This is a genomic window from Nitrospirae bacterium CG2_30_53_67, assembly GCA_001873285.1.
Lineage (GTDB): Bacteria > CG2-30-53-67 > CG2-30-53-67 > CG2-30-53-67 > CG2-30-53-67 > CG2-30-53-67.
Genome location: MNYV01000157.1, coordinates 1 through 15,082, shown reverse-complemented (window position 1 = coordinate 15,082; position 15,082 = coordinate 1). Strand labels below are relative to the sequence as shown.

The window sequence follows — 15,082 nt, the reverse complement described above, 5'->3', positions numbered from 1 at the left end:
GGTGATCATGCGAGTGGATCTGGATATCGGGGATAAATCGGTTTATATGCAGAAGAAGTGAATCCCGGCGCGCTTGTCCTTGTTTCTTCAGCTCGTTTTCATATATCTTGATCTGAACATGCAAGACCTGAAGCGGAGAGAAGACGATTGAATATCCTTGAGAAGACCGGAAGGCCCGTGATGGATTTAGCGCGCTACATGGGCGACCTCACGCTCTTTGCCTTTTCGGCGATCCGCAACCTCTTCCAAAGACCTCTTTTTTTCAGGCTCATGGTCCGCCAGGTCCTCGAGATCGGGATCCGCTCTTTCCCCCTGACCGCGATCTCGTCTTTCGCAATCGGGGTGGTGCTTTCCATGCATTCCATCCACCTCTTGAAGAAGTTCGGCGCGGTCCATTACGTGGCTGCGGCCGTGGGGCTCTCCGTGGTTAAGGAGCTGGGGCCTGTGATTACGGCGCTGATGGTGGCCGGCCGGTCCGGTTCCGGGATCAGCGCGGAACTCGGTTCCATGCGCGTGACGAGGCAGATTGATGCCCTCCAGGTGCTTGCCGTGAACCCCATGAAATATCTTGTGGTGACCCGGATACTGGCCTGTATGATCGCGATCCCCATCCTGACCGCCTTTGCGGACCTGATCGGCATGGCCGGCGGGATGCTCATGGGGGTTACACAGGGGGGGATCAGCCCGGATCTCTATATGGATATCACCTTCCAGTTCGTACAGTTGAATGATCTCATTCCGGGACTGCTCAAGGGGGTCTTCTTCGGCCTCCTGGTCGGCGTGGTGAGCACCCATGGGGGCTTCCGAGCGAAAGGAGGCACGACCGGGGTAGGCCTGGCCACCACCCGGACCGTGGTGGTCAATTTTCTGATGATCTTCATATCCGATGTGTTTCTGACCCAGGCCTTTATCGTGGTCTTCGGAGGATGATGCATGAGTGATGGAGGGAATGGAGAGGAACCGGTCATCCGTGTCGAGGGTGTCGGGAAGTCATTCGGAGATATGGAGGTCTTAAGCGGCATCGACCTCATGGTGCACAAAGGAGAAACCCTGGTCCTTCTTGGCGGGAGCGGTTCAGGGAAATCGGTCCTGCTCGGCATCCTGATCGGACTTTTGAAGCCCGATCGAGGCCGCGTGATGATTCAAGGCAGAGAGGTCACGGCCTTCCGCACGGAATCGGAATGGAAGGAGATCTGGACCCGAGTGGGGTTCCTGTTTCAGGGGGCGGCGCTCTTTGACTCCATGAATGTGAGGGACAACATCGCTTTCCCTTTGGAGATCCATACAAAACTGGATCGGCCCGAGATTGATGAAAAGGTGTCAAGGCTCCTTGCCATGGCGGGTCTCGGAGAGATCCAGGATAAGATGCCGTCGGAGCTTTCCGGGGGCATGCAGAAACGAGTCGCTCTGGCCAGGACCATCGCCCTCGAGCCGGAGATTGTTTTTTACGATGAGCCGACCACAGGGCTCGATCCGATTACCTCGGACACCATCGGAGGTCTGATCCGGGATCTTCAGAAGAGGCTGACGATCACCTCCCTGGTGGTGACGCACGACATCCGTCTGGCCTTCAAGGTGGCGGACAGGGTGTCCATGCTCCATGATGGGAAGATTTTGCTTACGGATTCTCTTGAAGAAATCAAGGGGAACCCCGATCCCAAAGTCAGGGAGTTCCTTTATGGGTAAGATGAAACCACAGAGTCCACAGAGAAATACTCTGTGTTCTCTACCGGTTAGTTTTTGAAATTCGTCGGATAAGGAGGAGGATATGTCAAAGCCGGAATCGAGAACCACTGAAACCATTGTCGGGCTGTTTATCCTGATTGGGCTGGCCGTGATCTCGGTCCTGGTGTTTACCATCGCCGGGAAGCAGAAGCTGTTTGAGCCCCGCTACCGGTTGACCGCCCTCTTTTCCCAAGTCGGCGGACTCAAGGTGGGCTCGCCGGTCCGTCTGGCAGGGCTTGAGGTGGGGAACGTCGAGTCGTTGGATTTTACTGCGGACGGGAAGGTTCTGGCCGTCCTCTCCATACAGACGAGGTATCAGGAACAGATCCGGGGAGACTCGGTGGCCACCATCAGTTCGGTCGGGATCCTGGGGGATAAGAGCGTAGAGATTATGATCGGTTCCAAAGAGAAGATGATCATCCCGAACGGGGCCGGTATCCCATCCAAGGACCCCTTCGATATTGCCGGCGTTGTGGACCAGTTGTCGCCCATGGTGGCCAAGGTGGATCAAATTCTCACCCATCTCTCCAGGATCACCGGGGAGTTCTCCATGGAAAAAATTCCCATGGCAGCCGCTCTGGAGCATGCCGATAATATCTTGAAGAAGGTAGACCAGGGAAAAGGATCCATCGGTTCGGCCGTGAACGACCCGGCGCTCTATAATGAATTCGTCTCACTGGTTCGTTCCGGCAGTGAAGCTGCAGAAGCCTTGAAAAAAACAATGGCCGGGATCGAGCCGGCTTCAGCGGATCTACCGGCTTTGATGGACTCTACGAGAAAGGCCATGGAAGACATCAGCGCTGTCTCAAGGGACCTGCTTAAAAGCTCGGAGCATTTTCCCGAGATCACCCTCCGAGTGGACGAAACCACGAAAAATCTCCTGACAGCATCCAGAGACCTCCCGGCCATTTCAGGATCATTCCGGAACGCGGCACGGGGGGCCGAGGACGTGATGGAGTCGGCCAAACGGAACTGGCTGATACGCGGCAACCTCCCGGAACGTCCCACGGCTGAAGAGAGAATCCTGCTGGAGGCTTCTCCATTTCATGATCAGGAGACCGAGCCATGATGAGATTTTGGTTTTTCCTGCCGATGATTTTTTGTCTGGTTCTGAATTCGGCTTGTGCGCCGCGCCGCGCGGTTCTCGGTCCGGTTCGCGGCCTCTCCGCCGAGGCCAACCAAGCCGGAATGAAACAGTTCTCCCTCGGCAACCTCAGCGCCGCCCAATCGGAATTTGAACGGGCCCTTCGGCTGAACCGGAGCATCGATTACCGGGAAGGGGCATTGATTGATCTGAACAACCTGGGGGCTATCCGGCTGAAACACTCTGACCCGGACGGCGCGCTGGAGTTTTTTCAAGAGGCGCTCAAGCTGTCCAGGGCCGTATCCGACCGGGCCGCAGAGGCCGACATCCTCATCCATATGGGCGATGCCTACGTCATGAAAGAGGAATATGAAAAGGCGCGTTCCGCTTACGAATCGGCTGAGAATATTTCTCTTGAGAATCGTGACACCCGATCAAGGAAAACGGCCCTCGGAAGGCTCGGCGGGCTGAAGATCACCCTTCAGGCATGGGAGGATGCCGAGGCATATCTCAGGGAGGCCTACCGTCTGGACCAGGAGGCCGGGGACGAGCCCGGCATGGCCTCGAGAGAGAGCGGCCTCGGCGTTCTGGCCATGAACCGGGACCGCCCTGAAGAGGCGCTGGCGCTTCTTACCTCCGCCCTAAAGAGGCACCGCAAGTTGGAAATTCCATCCGGCGTCTCTCTGGACCTGCAAAGGCTCGCCCGGTTTCATCTCAGCCGAGGCCAAAGCTCCCTGGCTGAGGAATATGCCGGGCGTTCCTTTCTCTCGCATACGGCTTCGGATGATCTTTCCGGCGCCGTGCAGGATCTGCTGATTCTTGCCAGGATCTACCATGAAAAGGGAGATGATCCAAAGGTTCGTGAAACGCTGAATCGCGCCGAAGAGATGCTCAAGGGGCACGAAGACAGCAAGGATCTGTACAAGAACATAGAGACAGCGGAGTCGGCGCTGGGACTGAAGCCTTAAGATATCCTCAGGTTAAGAGGAGGTAAAAAGGGTTCGAGGATTCCAGGGTTCGAGGGGTCAAGTGAAATACTTCAAAGAAAGCAAAATCTCCAGAGAAAAACCCTTGAACCCTTGACCCCTATGACCCTCGGCCCCTTATGTTTTTAGCATTTCACTTGGCCCCTGGAATCCTTGAACCCTCGAACCCTTCTGTTTTCCCCAAAATCCCGCTATCCCATCTCTTTGAGCGTCTTTTCAACCTCTTTCTTTTCAGGAAAGTCCGTTCCGAGATCAAGGGCCTTTTTAAAGGCCTCTTTTGACTTCTCTTTGTTCCCCTGTTTCAGATGGGCCAGGCCGAGGTGATAATAGATCCTCGGTTCTTTGCCTGCTTTTTCGATGCTCTCTTCAAACAGATTGACGGCCTTGTCATAAAGGCCCTTTTTATAATAGACCCAGCCGAGGGTGTCCTTGATGTAGGGGTTCTCCGGGCTCTTCTCCATGGCGTCCTGCGCCAGTGTCAAGGCGCGGTCCATGTTGTTTCCATACTCCACATAAAGAAACGCGAGGTTGTTGGAAACAACAGGATTCTTCGGGCTGATCTCAAGGATCTTCTCATAGCTTTGAATGGCATCCTGGTATTTTCCGCTGCGTTCCTGGAGCGAGGCGATACGGAAGAGGGCCTCTGTAAACTTCGGATTCTTTTCCGCCGCGTTTTTATAATACGCCATGGCCTGGTCCTGGCTGCCGGACTGCAAGGCCAAGTCCCCCAAGGTCAAGAGGGCGGTCACGTGGCCGGGGTTGATCTCCAAAGCCTTTTTGAGGTTTTTTTCAGCCGCGGTACTATCCTGTTTCAGGAGGTAGACCTGCGCCAGCGCTTCGTAGAAGAACGGGTTCTCGGGCGAGCGCTTGATCTGGGTTTGTATCCGGGCAATGGCGCCGTCCACGTCCTTCTTTTTCACATAGACGGAGAGAATCTGTTTCATGACGTCGGCGAGGTTCGGATTGATGGAAACCGCCTTTTCGTAATCCTTGAGGGCGAGGTCGTCCTTGTTCAGCGCCTGGTAGATGAACCCGCGTCTGAAATATCCGTCCGGCAGTTCAGGCTTCAGATCAATCATCTTCTGGGCCGCAGCCTCCGCCCCATCCGCATCCCCGGTCATCCGGCAGGCCTCTTCCAGGACTGGGTAGGCCTCGAAGAACTTCGGCTCCTTATCCAGCAGTTCCTTCATCAGGTCCTTGGTCTCCTGGTATTTCTTTTCTTTGAGGTAAACGCCGGCCAGGGCCATGCGGGCCTTGACCATCCCTGGATTGATCTGAAGGGCTTTCTTGATGGATTCCTCCCCAAGGAGGGTCTCGTTATTGGCCAGATGCGCCAGGCCGAGCAGGACATGGACCTCGGCGTTATCCGGCTGGTCCTTGAGCACGACCCGGTATTCGTCAATGGCCGCCTTGGGGTCATTCTTCTCCATGCTGAGGCGTGCGTTAAGGTAATGGGCCTGTGTATCCTTGGGATTCTTCTTTAAGATTTCGTTGATGTATCCGGAGGCCTTGTCAAGCTCCTTTTTTTCGATAGCCAGTGCGGCGAGCCTCCGTTTGGGTTCGAGGGACTCCGGGTCGATCTTCAGGCAGGCCTGATAGGTTTCCATGGCTTTGTCAGGCTGGTTGATGAGGAGATAGAGGTCTCCTGCAAGAATCTTTTTCTGGAGATCCTGCGGATAGTCTTTGACCAGTTTTGCAATGATCCCTTCGGCTTCCTCCTTGTTTCCTCCGGACAGGTAGTACTTGACCAGGCCGGCACGGAAATCCATGGTCTCCGGAAACCGTTCGGTCCCCTGCAGGAGGACGGCCTCGGCCTCTTTTTTCTTGCCTTGGACAAGGTAAAGCTCGGCAAGGGACAGAACCAGGCCGCTGTTTTTCGGTTCAATCTCCATGGCCTGCTTCAGGGCTTCTTCGGCCTTGTCCGGGTTCTCATGGGCCTGGTAAAACCGTGCAAGGGTGGTATAGGTCTTGATATTCTTTTTATCCATATTCAGGGCTTCGAGCAGGACCTTTTCCGCTTCCGCAATTTCTTTTTTCATGTCGTAGATCTGCGCCATAAAGATCCTGACGTCCACAGAATCCGGCTTCTTCACGAGGACTTTCCTGGCCTGTTCCATGGCGCCGTCCAGATCTTTTTTGATCAGCAGACAATTCCCTTTTAATTGAAGGGCCTCTTGGTTTTCCGGATCTTTCCCCAGAATCAGGTCAGCCTTCTCCAGGGCCTGGTCGGGCTGTCGTGCGAGAAGCAGGATCTCTCCGACGGCAAGCTGCGCCTTGAGGTGATTCGGATCCAGTTCCACGGTCTTCATCAGACTCCCATAGGCATTGTTGATATCCTGGAGCTTGAGATAGGTGAGTCCCAACTGGTAATATCCCTCCGCATATTTCTGATCGATCTGTACGGTATTTTTGAATTCAATCAGCGCCTCCTTGTATTTTTCTTCCGCGTAATACTTCTTCCCCTGTTCCAGATATTTGTTTCTTCTCTGTTCCAGACTGCCGCAGGCCGCCGACGTCAGGATGAAAAACCACAGCAGCAGGTAAGAAATTTTCCGGATCCTTAATTTGGCCATCATGTTCCCCCGTATAAAAAATTGTTTCCGGCAAAAGACAAACTATCGGATCTTCAACCGGTCTTCCATCCAGTTCATAGCGGCCATCATAAAGCCGAGCATGAGGAATGCGCCGGGAGGAAGGATCATCACGATCATGGGGAGATACCCCTTGCCGAAGAGGACCATGCCGAAGAGGGTCCCGTTCCCCAGGATCTCCCGGATGCTTCCCAAGGTCGTCAGGGCCAGGGTGAAGCCGAGTCCCATGCCGAGACCGTCGATCATCGAGTAGAGGACGGTGTTTCTGGACGCAAAGGCTTCCGCTCGGCCGAGGATGATGCAGTTGACCACAATCAGAGGGATAAAGAGACCCAGAGACTTATGCAGGTTATGGCTGAAGGCGTTCATGAGAAGGTCCACCACGGTCACAAAGGTGGCGATCAGCACGATAAAGGCGGGGATCCGTACTTTGCTGGGAATAAAATTTCTCAAGAGGGCCACAGCCATGTTCGAACCGATGAGCACCGCAAGAGTTGCGAGCCCCATGCCCATGCCGTTCAACGCGCTGGTGGTGGTTGCCAGGGTGGGGCATGTCCCGAGCACCAGCCTGAGAATCGGATTTTCCTTCCAGAGTCCTTTGGTGAATTCCTGAATCAGTTTCATGGTCTCCTCTTTTCCCTCAGCAGGTGTGTTTTAAAAACCTAACCACAGAGCTGTGGTTTCATCTCTTGCCGGAACCAGGGCTTATCCCTGAAACTCATGTTTGTGAAATTCAAGCCCTTTTTTTACCGCGCTGACCACGGCCCTCGGCGAGATGGTGGCCCCGGTGATCTGATCGATCTCACCGCCGTCTTTTTTGACCTTCAGGTTATTTTCCAGGGACTTGCCTATCAGTCCTCCGGGGCCGCTTCCCCTCCCTGGCCAGGTCTCAACACTTGCAATCTTGGCGCCCAGGCCGGGGGTTTCACTCAGGCTGAGAATCTCGATACCGGTGATCTTTCCTTCCGGGCTGACGCCCATCATGATTTCAATATCTCCGCCATAGCCGTCGTGCGCTACCACCACAAAGGCCCTTCCGATGATCTTTCCTTGCTGTTTGGCGGTATAGACCTTTGTCATGACATCGTTTCCTTTCTTGTCTATGCCGATCTTCTTTTCAACAAATTCTTCGTCGACCTTGTTGTCAAAGGGAGGGAGCACACCGCGGAGGGCCTGCCGCGTCTCCTCGGCCTTGGCCTCGGCAATGGGCGCCCTGGTGATGTCATTGACCTTGGCCAGAAGGCCGGCAGCCACCACGCAGAAAAGGGTCAGAACCAGAACCATCTTGAACATCTCATTGCGCATCGTCTCTTCCCTTTTGCTTATTCGGGACCCCGGGATTTGAGTCCTGATGTTTTCATCCGCTCTTTTGGAGATGATCCGTTTTTAATGACCTATTCCCGGGCCTTTTTTCCACGGACGGTTCCGAATATCCTCGGTTTCACCCATCGGTCGATCAGAGGGGTCGCGGCATTCATGAGGAGGATGGAGAAAGAGACCCCCTCGGGATACCCGCCCCAGTACCGGATCATCATGGTGATCAGGCCGCATCCGATGCCGAAGATCACCATCCCCCGGCGCGTCACAGGGCTGGTGACCAGGTCCGTGGCCATAAAGAAGGCGCCCAGGATCAGCCCTCCGGTTACGAGATGAAACAGCGGAGAGGCGTACCTTGCCGGGTCGATCTGATGAAATATTGCGGCGGTGACGGCCACCGTGCCCAGGAAGCCGGCCGGGATGTGCCAGGTGATCACGCGCCTTGCGATCAGGTAAAGGCCCCCGACGATCAAGGCCAGGGCCGAAATTTCCCCGAGGCTTCCCCCCACGTACCCCAGGAAGGGATCCATCCATGGGATGTCGGCTATGCCGGAGAGGTTCCCGTGCATGAGCAGAGATTCCTTCATTCTTCCCAGAGGGGTGGCCCCGGTCACAGCGTCAACCGCGTGTTCGAATGCAGGGTGAGGAACGGGCCATCGGGTCATCTGAATAGGCCAGGAGATGAGGAGAAAGACACGGGCCGCCAAGGCCGGGTTGAAGGGATTGTAGCCGAGTCCGCCGTAGAGATGCTTGCAGATCAGGATGGCGAAGGCGCTTCCGATCATGCAGAGCCACCACGGGGCGCCGGACGGGAGGTTCATCGCAAGGAGGATCCCGGTGACTGCGGCGCTTCGGTCCCTAATCGTGATTTTCTTCTTCATGAGCCGCTGGATCAGGGCCTCAAAGCCCACAGCCGAGGCCGTGGTGATGGCCAGCACCCGGAGCGCATCCATGCCGAAGAAATAAATTCCAACGAGGAGCCCGGGGATCAGGGCCAGGATGACCTGGGTCATCAGGTATGGAATGGTCTCGCCGCTTGTGATGTGAGGAGAGGAGGCAAGGACCATGGGCTCGGCCGGAGCCTCGGGTTTTTTCGGGACCTTATCCGCAGATTTTTTTCCTTCTGTTTTTTTTGCCTCTTGTCCGCTTGTCGGTTCTTGTGTGTTCTCTTCCATGGATTTGTGTTTTCCTGTCCGCGTTGGGGGCCTGTCCGGTTAAGGCCGATTTTCATCCCCTATTTTTTCTTTCCGGCCAGAACCTCGGTCTTGCCGTAGCGAAGCAGATGAACCAAGGGCCGCCTGGCAGGACAGACAAAGGCGCAGCAACCGCATTCAATGCAGTCGAGCACGTGATGGATCTCAAGCTCATTCATTTCTCCGGCCTCCACATAGATTCCCAGGAGGCTCGGGTTGATCTGCATGGGGCATGCCTCCAGGCATCTCCCGCAGCGTATGCAGGTGTTGGAATCCGAGAGACTGAGGTCCTCTTCACGGAAGACCAGGATACCGGATGTCCCCTTGATGACAGGGACGTCCAGGGTATATTGCGCGATCCCCATCATGGGGCCTCCGGCAAGGACCTTTCCGGCCTTCCCCTTGATCCCGCCGCAGAACGCCATGATATCCGAGAAGGGGGTCCCGATCCTCACCCGCAGATTTTTTGGGCTGTTGATTCCGGGCCCGGAGACCGTAGTGATCCGTTCGATCATGGGAACCCCGAACCGGACCGCCCTATAGACGGCCGCTGCGGTCCCCACATTGTGGACCACCACACCCACGTCCATGGGGAGACCTCCGGAGGGGACCTCTCTCCCGAGCACGGCCTTGATCAACTGTTTCTCGGCTCCCTGGGGATACTTGACCTTCAGGGGGCAGACCTGGATCGCTTCAATAGAAGCCGTGATCTTTTCAAATTTCTCTATCGCATCCGGTTTGTTCGATTCAATTCCGATGAACCCCTTCTTGACTCCAAGGACGGCCATCAGGATGCGCAATCCCCCCAGGATCTCCTCGGGATATTCGAGCATCAGCCGGTGGTCGGCCGTGAGAAAGGGTTCGCATTCCACGCCGTTGACGATCACGGCGTCAATGGGTTTCTCCTTGGGCGGAGAGAGCTTCACGTGCGTGGGGAATGTGGCTCCGCCCATGCCCACGATCCCGGCTTCGAAGATCCTGGTCTTCAACTGATCGGGTGTGAGGGAGAGGAAATCCGTGGTTTCGGTGATCCCCGGGACCCAGCGGTCTTCTCCGTCTGATTCGATGACCACGGAGAGAACCTCCCGTCCGATGGGATGCGGCATTTCGGTGACGGCGGTCACCGTGCCGGAGACAGGGGCATGGACCGGCGCGGAGACAAATCCCTTGGGCTCGCCGATCCGCTGTCCCTTGAGGACCTGGTCCTTGGCCTTGACCAAGGGCACACAGGGGGCCCCGATATGCTGCTGCATGGGGACCACGGCCCGGCGGGGAAGGGGCGCATCCTCGATAGCCTTGTGTTCCGTATAGCGCTTTTCTTCAGGGGGGTGTATTCCCCCGGCAGGAAAGGTTAATGTTTTCACGAAAGAACTCTCTCTTCAACCCTGTGGATCAGGCCTCTCCAATCCAGTTCAAGGCACGGCCTCTTTGTTGTCCACGGTCTTGGTTTTTCCCTGCTCCCGGAGCTTCAGGATTTCTTCCAGCTCATTCATAAAGTCATTCAGGTCCTTGAACGAGCGATAGACGGATGCAAACCGCACATAGGCCACGTCATCGGTTTCATGGAGCGCTCTCATGACTTCTTCACCGATCTCCTCACTCCGGATCTCTTTTTCCATCCTGTCCTGGAATTTCCGCTCAATCCGGTCCACGATGGCCTCGATGGTATCCATGCTCACGCTGCGTTTTTCGCAGGCCCTGACCATGCCGTCCATGATCTTTTTCCGGTCGAAGGGCTCCCGCCGGTTGTCTTTCTTGATCACCATGGGGAGGATGTCCTCCACCCGTTCATGGGTGGTGAATCGCCGCCGGCAGGAAAGGCACTCCCTCCGCCGCCGGATTGCATCCCCTTCACGCCTCAGTCTCGAGTCCACGACCTTGTCTTCCACATGGCCGCAAAAAGGACATTTCATAGAGGCCTCCTTGGGGTCGTTTTCGTATTGTTAAAATCTAACCACAGAGAACACAGAGTATTGCTCTGTGCACTCTGTGGTTTCGTCTCTCAATTTTATTCCGTGCCGCTCTCCTGACATTGAATTAATTCCACTCCGGCTTCCATGAGCATTTCCCTGGACAGAGGATCCGGGTAGTCCCCTTCGTAAAAGATTCTCCTGATCCCTGCATTGATGATCATCTTGGAGCAGATGAGACAGGGGAGGTTTGTGCAGTACAAGTCGGCCCCGTCGATGCTGACCCCGTGCTTCGCGGCCTGGATAATGGCGTTCTGTTCCGCATGCAGGGCCCTGCAGAGTTCGTGCCGCTCCCCGGAGGGAATGTTCATTTTTTCCCTGAGGCAGCCGATATCCAGGCAGTGCCGAGTCCCGGACGGCGCGCCGTTATAGCCGGTGGCCAGGATATTCTTATCCTTCACGATGACGGCCCCGATATGCCTTCGAAGGCAGGTCGAGCGGCTCTTGACCATGTGGGTGATGTCCATAAAATACTCTTCCCAGGACGGGCGTTTCATGATCCGGCTCCTCCCGGCGGCGGATAGACCGCTAATTGAGTCTGCCGCTATAGACAGGGAACTTCTTGCAGAGCTGTCTGACATCCTCATGAACCTCCTTCAAAACTTTTTCATGATCCATGTTCTTAAGGACCCGGTCGATGAATCCCACGATTTGACGGGCCTCATTTTCCTTCATCCCCCGGGTGGTGATGATGGGGGCGCCGACCCGGATCCCGCTGGTGACCGCCGGCGGGGCCGTGTCGAAGGGGATCACGTTTTTATTCAGGGAGATCCCCGTCCGGTCGAGGACCTTCTCCGCCCGGTCTCCGGTCATCCCGTTGCCGCTCAAGTCCACAAGCATCAGATGGTTGTCCGTGCCTCCTGAGACGATCCGGTATCCCTTTTCCGTGAATTCCGATGCCATGGCCTTTGCATTCCGGATGATCTGTGCCTGGTACTCTTTGAAGGCGGGTGTCATGGCCTCCTTGAAGGCCACGGCCTTGGCGGCGATGATATGCATGAGGGGGCCGCCCTGAAGTCCCGGGAAGATCATCCGGTCTATGGATTTGGCATACCGCTCTTTGCAGAGGATCAGCCCGCCCCTCGGGCCGCGCAGGGTCTTATGGGTGGTGCTGGTGACGAAATCCGCATAGGGTGCGGGGTTGGGATGCAGACCTGCGGCGATGAGTCCGGCGATATGGGCGATATCCGCCATCAGGTAGGCGCCGACCTCGTCTGCGATCTCTCGGAACTTTTCAAAGTCGATGGTCCTGGAATAGGCCGATGCCCCGGCCACGATCATCTTCGGCTTGAAGGAACGTGCGATCTGTCTGAGTTCATCGTAGTCGATCCGGCCCGTCTCCCTGGAAACCCCGTAGGTGAAGGGCTCGTAAAGCTGTCCGGAAACATTGACCGCGGCGCCGTGGCTCAGGTGGCCGCCGTGGGCGAGCGACATCCCGAGAATTCTGTCGCCCGGTTTCAATACGGTGAGATAAACGGCCAGGTTGGCCGATGTCCCCGAATGGGGCTGGACATTCGCATGCTCGGCGCCGAAGATCTCTTTGGCTCGTTCCCTGGCCAGATCTTCCACACGATCCACGTAATCACAGCCGCCGTAGTACCGCTTTCCGGGATAGCCTTCGGCATACTTGTTGGTCATGATCGAGCCCTGAACGGAAAGCACGTTTTCACTGACATAGTTCTCCGAGGCGATCAGGACGATCTGTTCATTCTCCCGGATCGCCTCGTTTTGCAGGGCATCCGCCACTTCAGGATCCGCTTCCCGTAGAAAATCTAAGGACACGATCTCTCCGAATATTTATCCAAGGCCTTGATTTTATCCACGCGTCTCATATGTCTCCCCCCTTCAAACGCCGTCTCCAGGAAGATCTTGACCATTTCTCTTGCGATCCCGGCCCCGATCACCCGTTCACCCATGGCGAGAATGTTGGCATCGTTATGTTCTCTGGAGAGGCGGGCCGTATAGAGATTATGGCAGAGGGCGCACCGGACATTCGGGAACTTGTTCGCGGCGATGGACATCCCGATGCCGGTCCCGCAGATCAGGATTCCCCGGTCAAAGAGCCCTTCGGAGACGCCCCGAGCCACCTTTTCGGCAAAATCCGGGTAGTCCACGGACTCCGTGCTGTGACACCCGAAATCCGTCACAGGATACCCGAGTCCTCTCAGGGTCTCCAGGAGGGTTTTTTTCAACTCAAAACCGCCGTGATCGGCGCCGATGGCTATTTTCATGTAAAAACATTCCTAATGCATTTAAAACTTTGTAATGTTACTGAATTTCATTTGTTTATGTCAAGGAAAAAGAGGTCTTCTGTGTTTTTACGAAATCATTTCAGGTTAAAATGAATGGGGCCGGATGCAGGTTGTTTAATGTTTTGCTTTCGTGGTTTCCTGATCCAGAATCTCTCTTAGTTTTTTCGCCAGTTTTTTCATGGTCAGGGGTTTTTGAAACAGTGCGACTCCCGGGGGGAATGCCCCGTGACGGTCAATCATTTCTGCCGTGTAACCCGACATGAAGATCACCTTGGCCCCGGGATGCATGGATCGGAAGGCATCGGCCAGTTGTTTACCGTTCATACCGGGCATGATGACATCCGTCAGCAAAAGGTCAATATCCCCTGCAAAGGTATTCAGGATTTGCATGGCCTCAGATCCGCTTGAGGCGCCGAAGAGCCGATAGCCCAGCGGTTCAAGCATGTCCACCACCAGCCTTCGAACCGATGCGTCATCATCCACGATCATGATGGTCTCTTTCCCGCGGGGTATTTCGTCCGATGGATTCGGATCTTCCTCTATGACATCCTCCTCCGAAACCGGCAGATAGATCTTGAAGGTTGTTCCATTTCCGGGTTCGCTGTATACGGAAATATGTCCGTTATGCTGTTTCACGATGCCGTAGATCATGGCCAGTCCAAGGCCGGTTCCTTTGCCTTTTTCCTTGGTCGTAAAGAAGGGCTCGAATATCTTTTTCTGGACATCAGGACTCATCCCTTCCCCCGTATCGGTTATGGAGAGCATCACGTATGCGCCCGGTTTGATCCCATCTCCCCGATCTGAATCGTCTTCATTCAGTATGACATCCTCCGTCTCAATCATGAGACGGCCCCCTGACGGCATGGCGTCCCGTGCATTGACCGCAAGGTTCATCAGGACCTGTTCCATGGAGTTGGGATCAGCCGTGATATTCATGATCGGGGACTTGAGTTTGAGCTCAAGCACAATGTCCTCGCCGATCATCCTGCGGAGCATCTTGGCCGTGTTTTCGATGAGGGTATTCATGCTGACCGCTTTCTTGTCGAGCACCTGCTTTCGGCTGAAGGCCAGAATCTGTCCTGTAAGCGCCGCCGCTTTTACAGCGGAATCCTTGATGATTCCAAGGGTCTCGGCCAGCGGGTGGTCTCCGGGAAGATCGCTCAGCGCCAGATCGCTGTAGCCGAGAATCGCCGACAGGATGTTGTTGAAATCATGGGCCACCCCGCCGGCAAAACGGCCGATGGATTCCATCTTCTGCGCCTGAAGGAGCTCTTCTTCAAGTTTTCTTTTCTCGGTGATGTCGGAAAGGGTTTCGATGACCGATACGGTTCTTCCGGACTTATCTTTCATGGGATAAGAGGCTGTTTCAACATAAACGGGTCTACCGTCTTTATCATGGTGGGTATGAACGGCCGAATGAGACTCTCCCGTGTCAAAGACGCTCCTTGCCGTGCACGTTTCTCCATTTTCGTAGCATGGCCTGTCGATACGGTGCGATACCTCATAACAGTGTCTGCCGATCATCTCCTCCACTGACCGCTTCATCTGTCTGCAATAGGCCTTATTCGCGGTGACGATTCTGTATTCAGGGTCGATCACGACGAACCCCTGGTCCACGCTCTCGAGGATGTTTTTGATAAAATCTTCAGATTTCTTGACCCTTTCTTCGGTCAGCCTGCGCTCGGCCATCTCCATCTTTAGCGCCTTATTGGATTCCTCGAGTTCTTCCGTCCTTTCCCTGATGCGGATCTCCAGGGAGTCCCGGGCTTCCCGTAAGCTCTCTCTGGTTTCCCAGTCGAATATTTTCAGAATTCGGGTCATGTTGTACGCGATCATCACAGCGCAGACGGCGCGAAAGACCTGGACGGGAATGCCCACCGTATCCATGAAGGACGAATAGTTCAGCAGCGATGACGGGAAAAAGCTGTTTTTTCCCACAATCAGGCCAGAAAGAAACCCATAAG

Annotated in this window: 13 protein-coding genes and 1 pseudogene; 4 read left to right on the top strand and 10 right to left on the bottom strand. The window is 55.3% G+C overall.

Features of this window, described 5'->3' with window-relative positions; genetic code table 11:
* The first annotated feature begins 180 nt into the window (after window positions 1-180).
* The 4 genes from AUK29_09890 (at window position 181) to AUK29_09875 (ending at window position 3,777) form a co-directional block, all read left to right on the top strand.
* A complete protein-coding gene (locus tag AUK29_09890; protein ID OIP61703.1) occupies window positions 181-930 on the top strand; it encodes a hypothetical protein in 750 nt (249 codons plus the stop codon).
* A 3-nt stretch (window positions 931-933) separates the two neighbouring features.
* On the top strand, window positions 934-1,686 hold the full coding sequence (locus AUK29_09885; GenBank protein OIP61701.1) for a hypothetical protein: 753 nt from the start codon (window positions 934-936) through the stop codon (window positions 1,684-1,686).
* A gap of 82 nt (window positions 1,687-1,768) precedes the next feature.
* Complete coding sequence (locus AUK29_09880) at window positions 1,769-2,794, top strand: hypothetical protein (GenBank protein OIP61700.1); 1,026 nt, start codon at window positions 1,769-1,771, stop codon at window positions 2,792-2,794.
* Window positions 2,791-3,777, top strand: a complete 987-nt coding sequence (locus AUK29_09875; protein ID OIP61699.1) for a hypothetical protein — start codon at window positions 2,791-2,793, stop codon at window positions 3,775-3,777. Before AUK29_09880 ends, AUK29_09875 begins: the two co-directional genes overlap by 4 nt.
* Before the next feature lie 209 nt (window positions 3,778-3,986).
* Here AUK29_09875 and AUK29_09870 read toward each other — a convergent pair whose 3' ends face one another.
* From AUK29_09870 to AUK29_09825, 10 genes and pseudogenes are all read right to left on the bottom strand, one after another.
* Entirely contained in the window at window positions 3,987-6,368 is a 2,382-nt protein-coding gene (locus tag AUK29_09870) for a hypothetical protein (GenBank protein ID OIP61698.1), read from the bottom strand.
* A 42-nt stretch (window positions 6,369-6,410) separates the two neighbouring features.
* Window positions 6,411-7,010: an electron transport complex subunit RsxE gene (locus tag AUK29_09865; GenBank protein OIP61697.1), complete on the bottom strand. Its 600-nt coding sequence runs from the start codon at window positions 7,008-7,010 to the stop codon at window positions 6,411-6,413.
* 81 nt (window positions 7,011-7,091) lie between these two features.
* On the bottom strand, window positions 7,092-7,691 hold the full coding sequence (locus AUK29_09860) for a hypothetical protein (GenBank protein ID OIP61696.1): 600 nt from the start codon (window positions 7,689-7,691) through the stop codon (window positions 7,092-7,094).
* An 89-nt stretch (window positions 7,692-7,780) separates the two neighbouring features.
* Window positions 7,781-8,770, bottom strand: coding sequence for an electron transporter RnfD (locus tag AUK29_09855; protein ID OIP61702.1), 990 nt, complete (start codon window positions 8,768-8,770; stop codon window positions 7,781-7,783).
* A gap of 167 nt (window positions 8,771-8,937) precedes the next feature.
* The gene (locus tag AUK29_09850; GenBank protein OIP61695.1) at window positions 8,938-10,260 is read right to left on the bottom strand and encodes an electron transporter RnfC; all 1,323 of its coding nucleotides are present in this window, start codon (window positions 10,258-10,260) and stop codon (window positions 8,938-8,940) included.
* 48 nt (window positions 10,261-10,308) lie between these two features.
* Window positions 10,309-10,809, bottom strand: coding sequence for a transcriptional regulator NrdR (locus AUK29_09845; protein OIP61694.1), 501 nt, complete (start codon window positions 10,807-10,809; stop codon window positions 10,309-10,311).
* Window positions 10,810-10,904: 95 nt separating this feature from the next.
* The gene (locus AUK29_09840; GenBank protein OIP61693.1) at window positions 10,905-11,363 is read right to left on the bottom strand and encodes a cytidine deaminase; all 459 of its coding nucleotides are present in this window, start codon (window positions 11,361-11,363) and stop codon (window positions 10,905-10,907) included.
* Between the two features lie 31 nt (window positions 11,364-11,394).
* Window positions 11,395-12,648: a serine hydroxymethyltransferase gene (locus AUK29_09835; GenBank protein ID OIP61692.1), complete on the bottom strand. Its 1,254-nt coding sequence runs from the start codon at window positions 12,646-12,648 to the stop codon at window positions 11,395-11,397.
* Window positions 12,639-13,097: a ribose 5-phosphate isomerase B gene (locus AUK29_09830; protein OIP61691.1), complete on the bottom strand. Its 459-nt coding sequence runs from the start codon at window positions 13,095-13,097 to the stop codon at window positions 12,639-12,641. The genes AUK29_09835 and AUK29_09830 overlap by 10 nt, the downstream gene beginning before the upstream one ends.
* Window positions 13,098-13,232: 135 nt before the next feature.
* Window positions 13,233-15,082: pseudogene (locus AUK29_09825) on the bottom strand (hypothetical protein).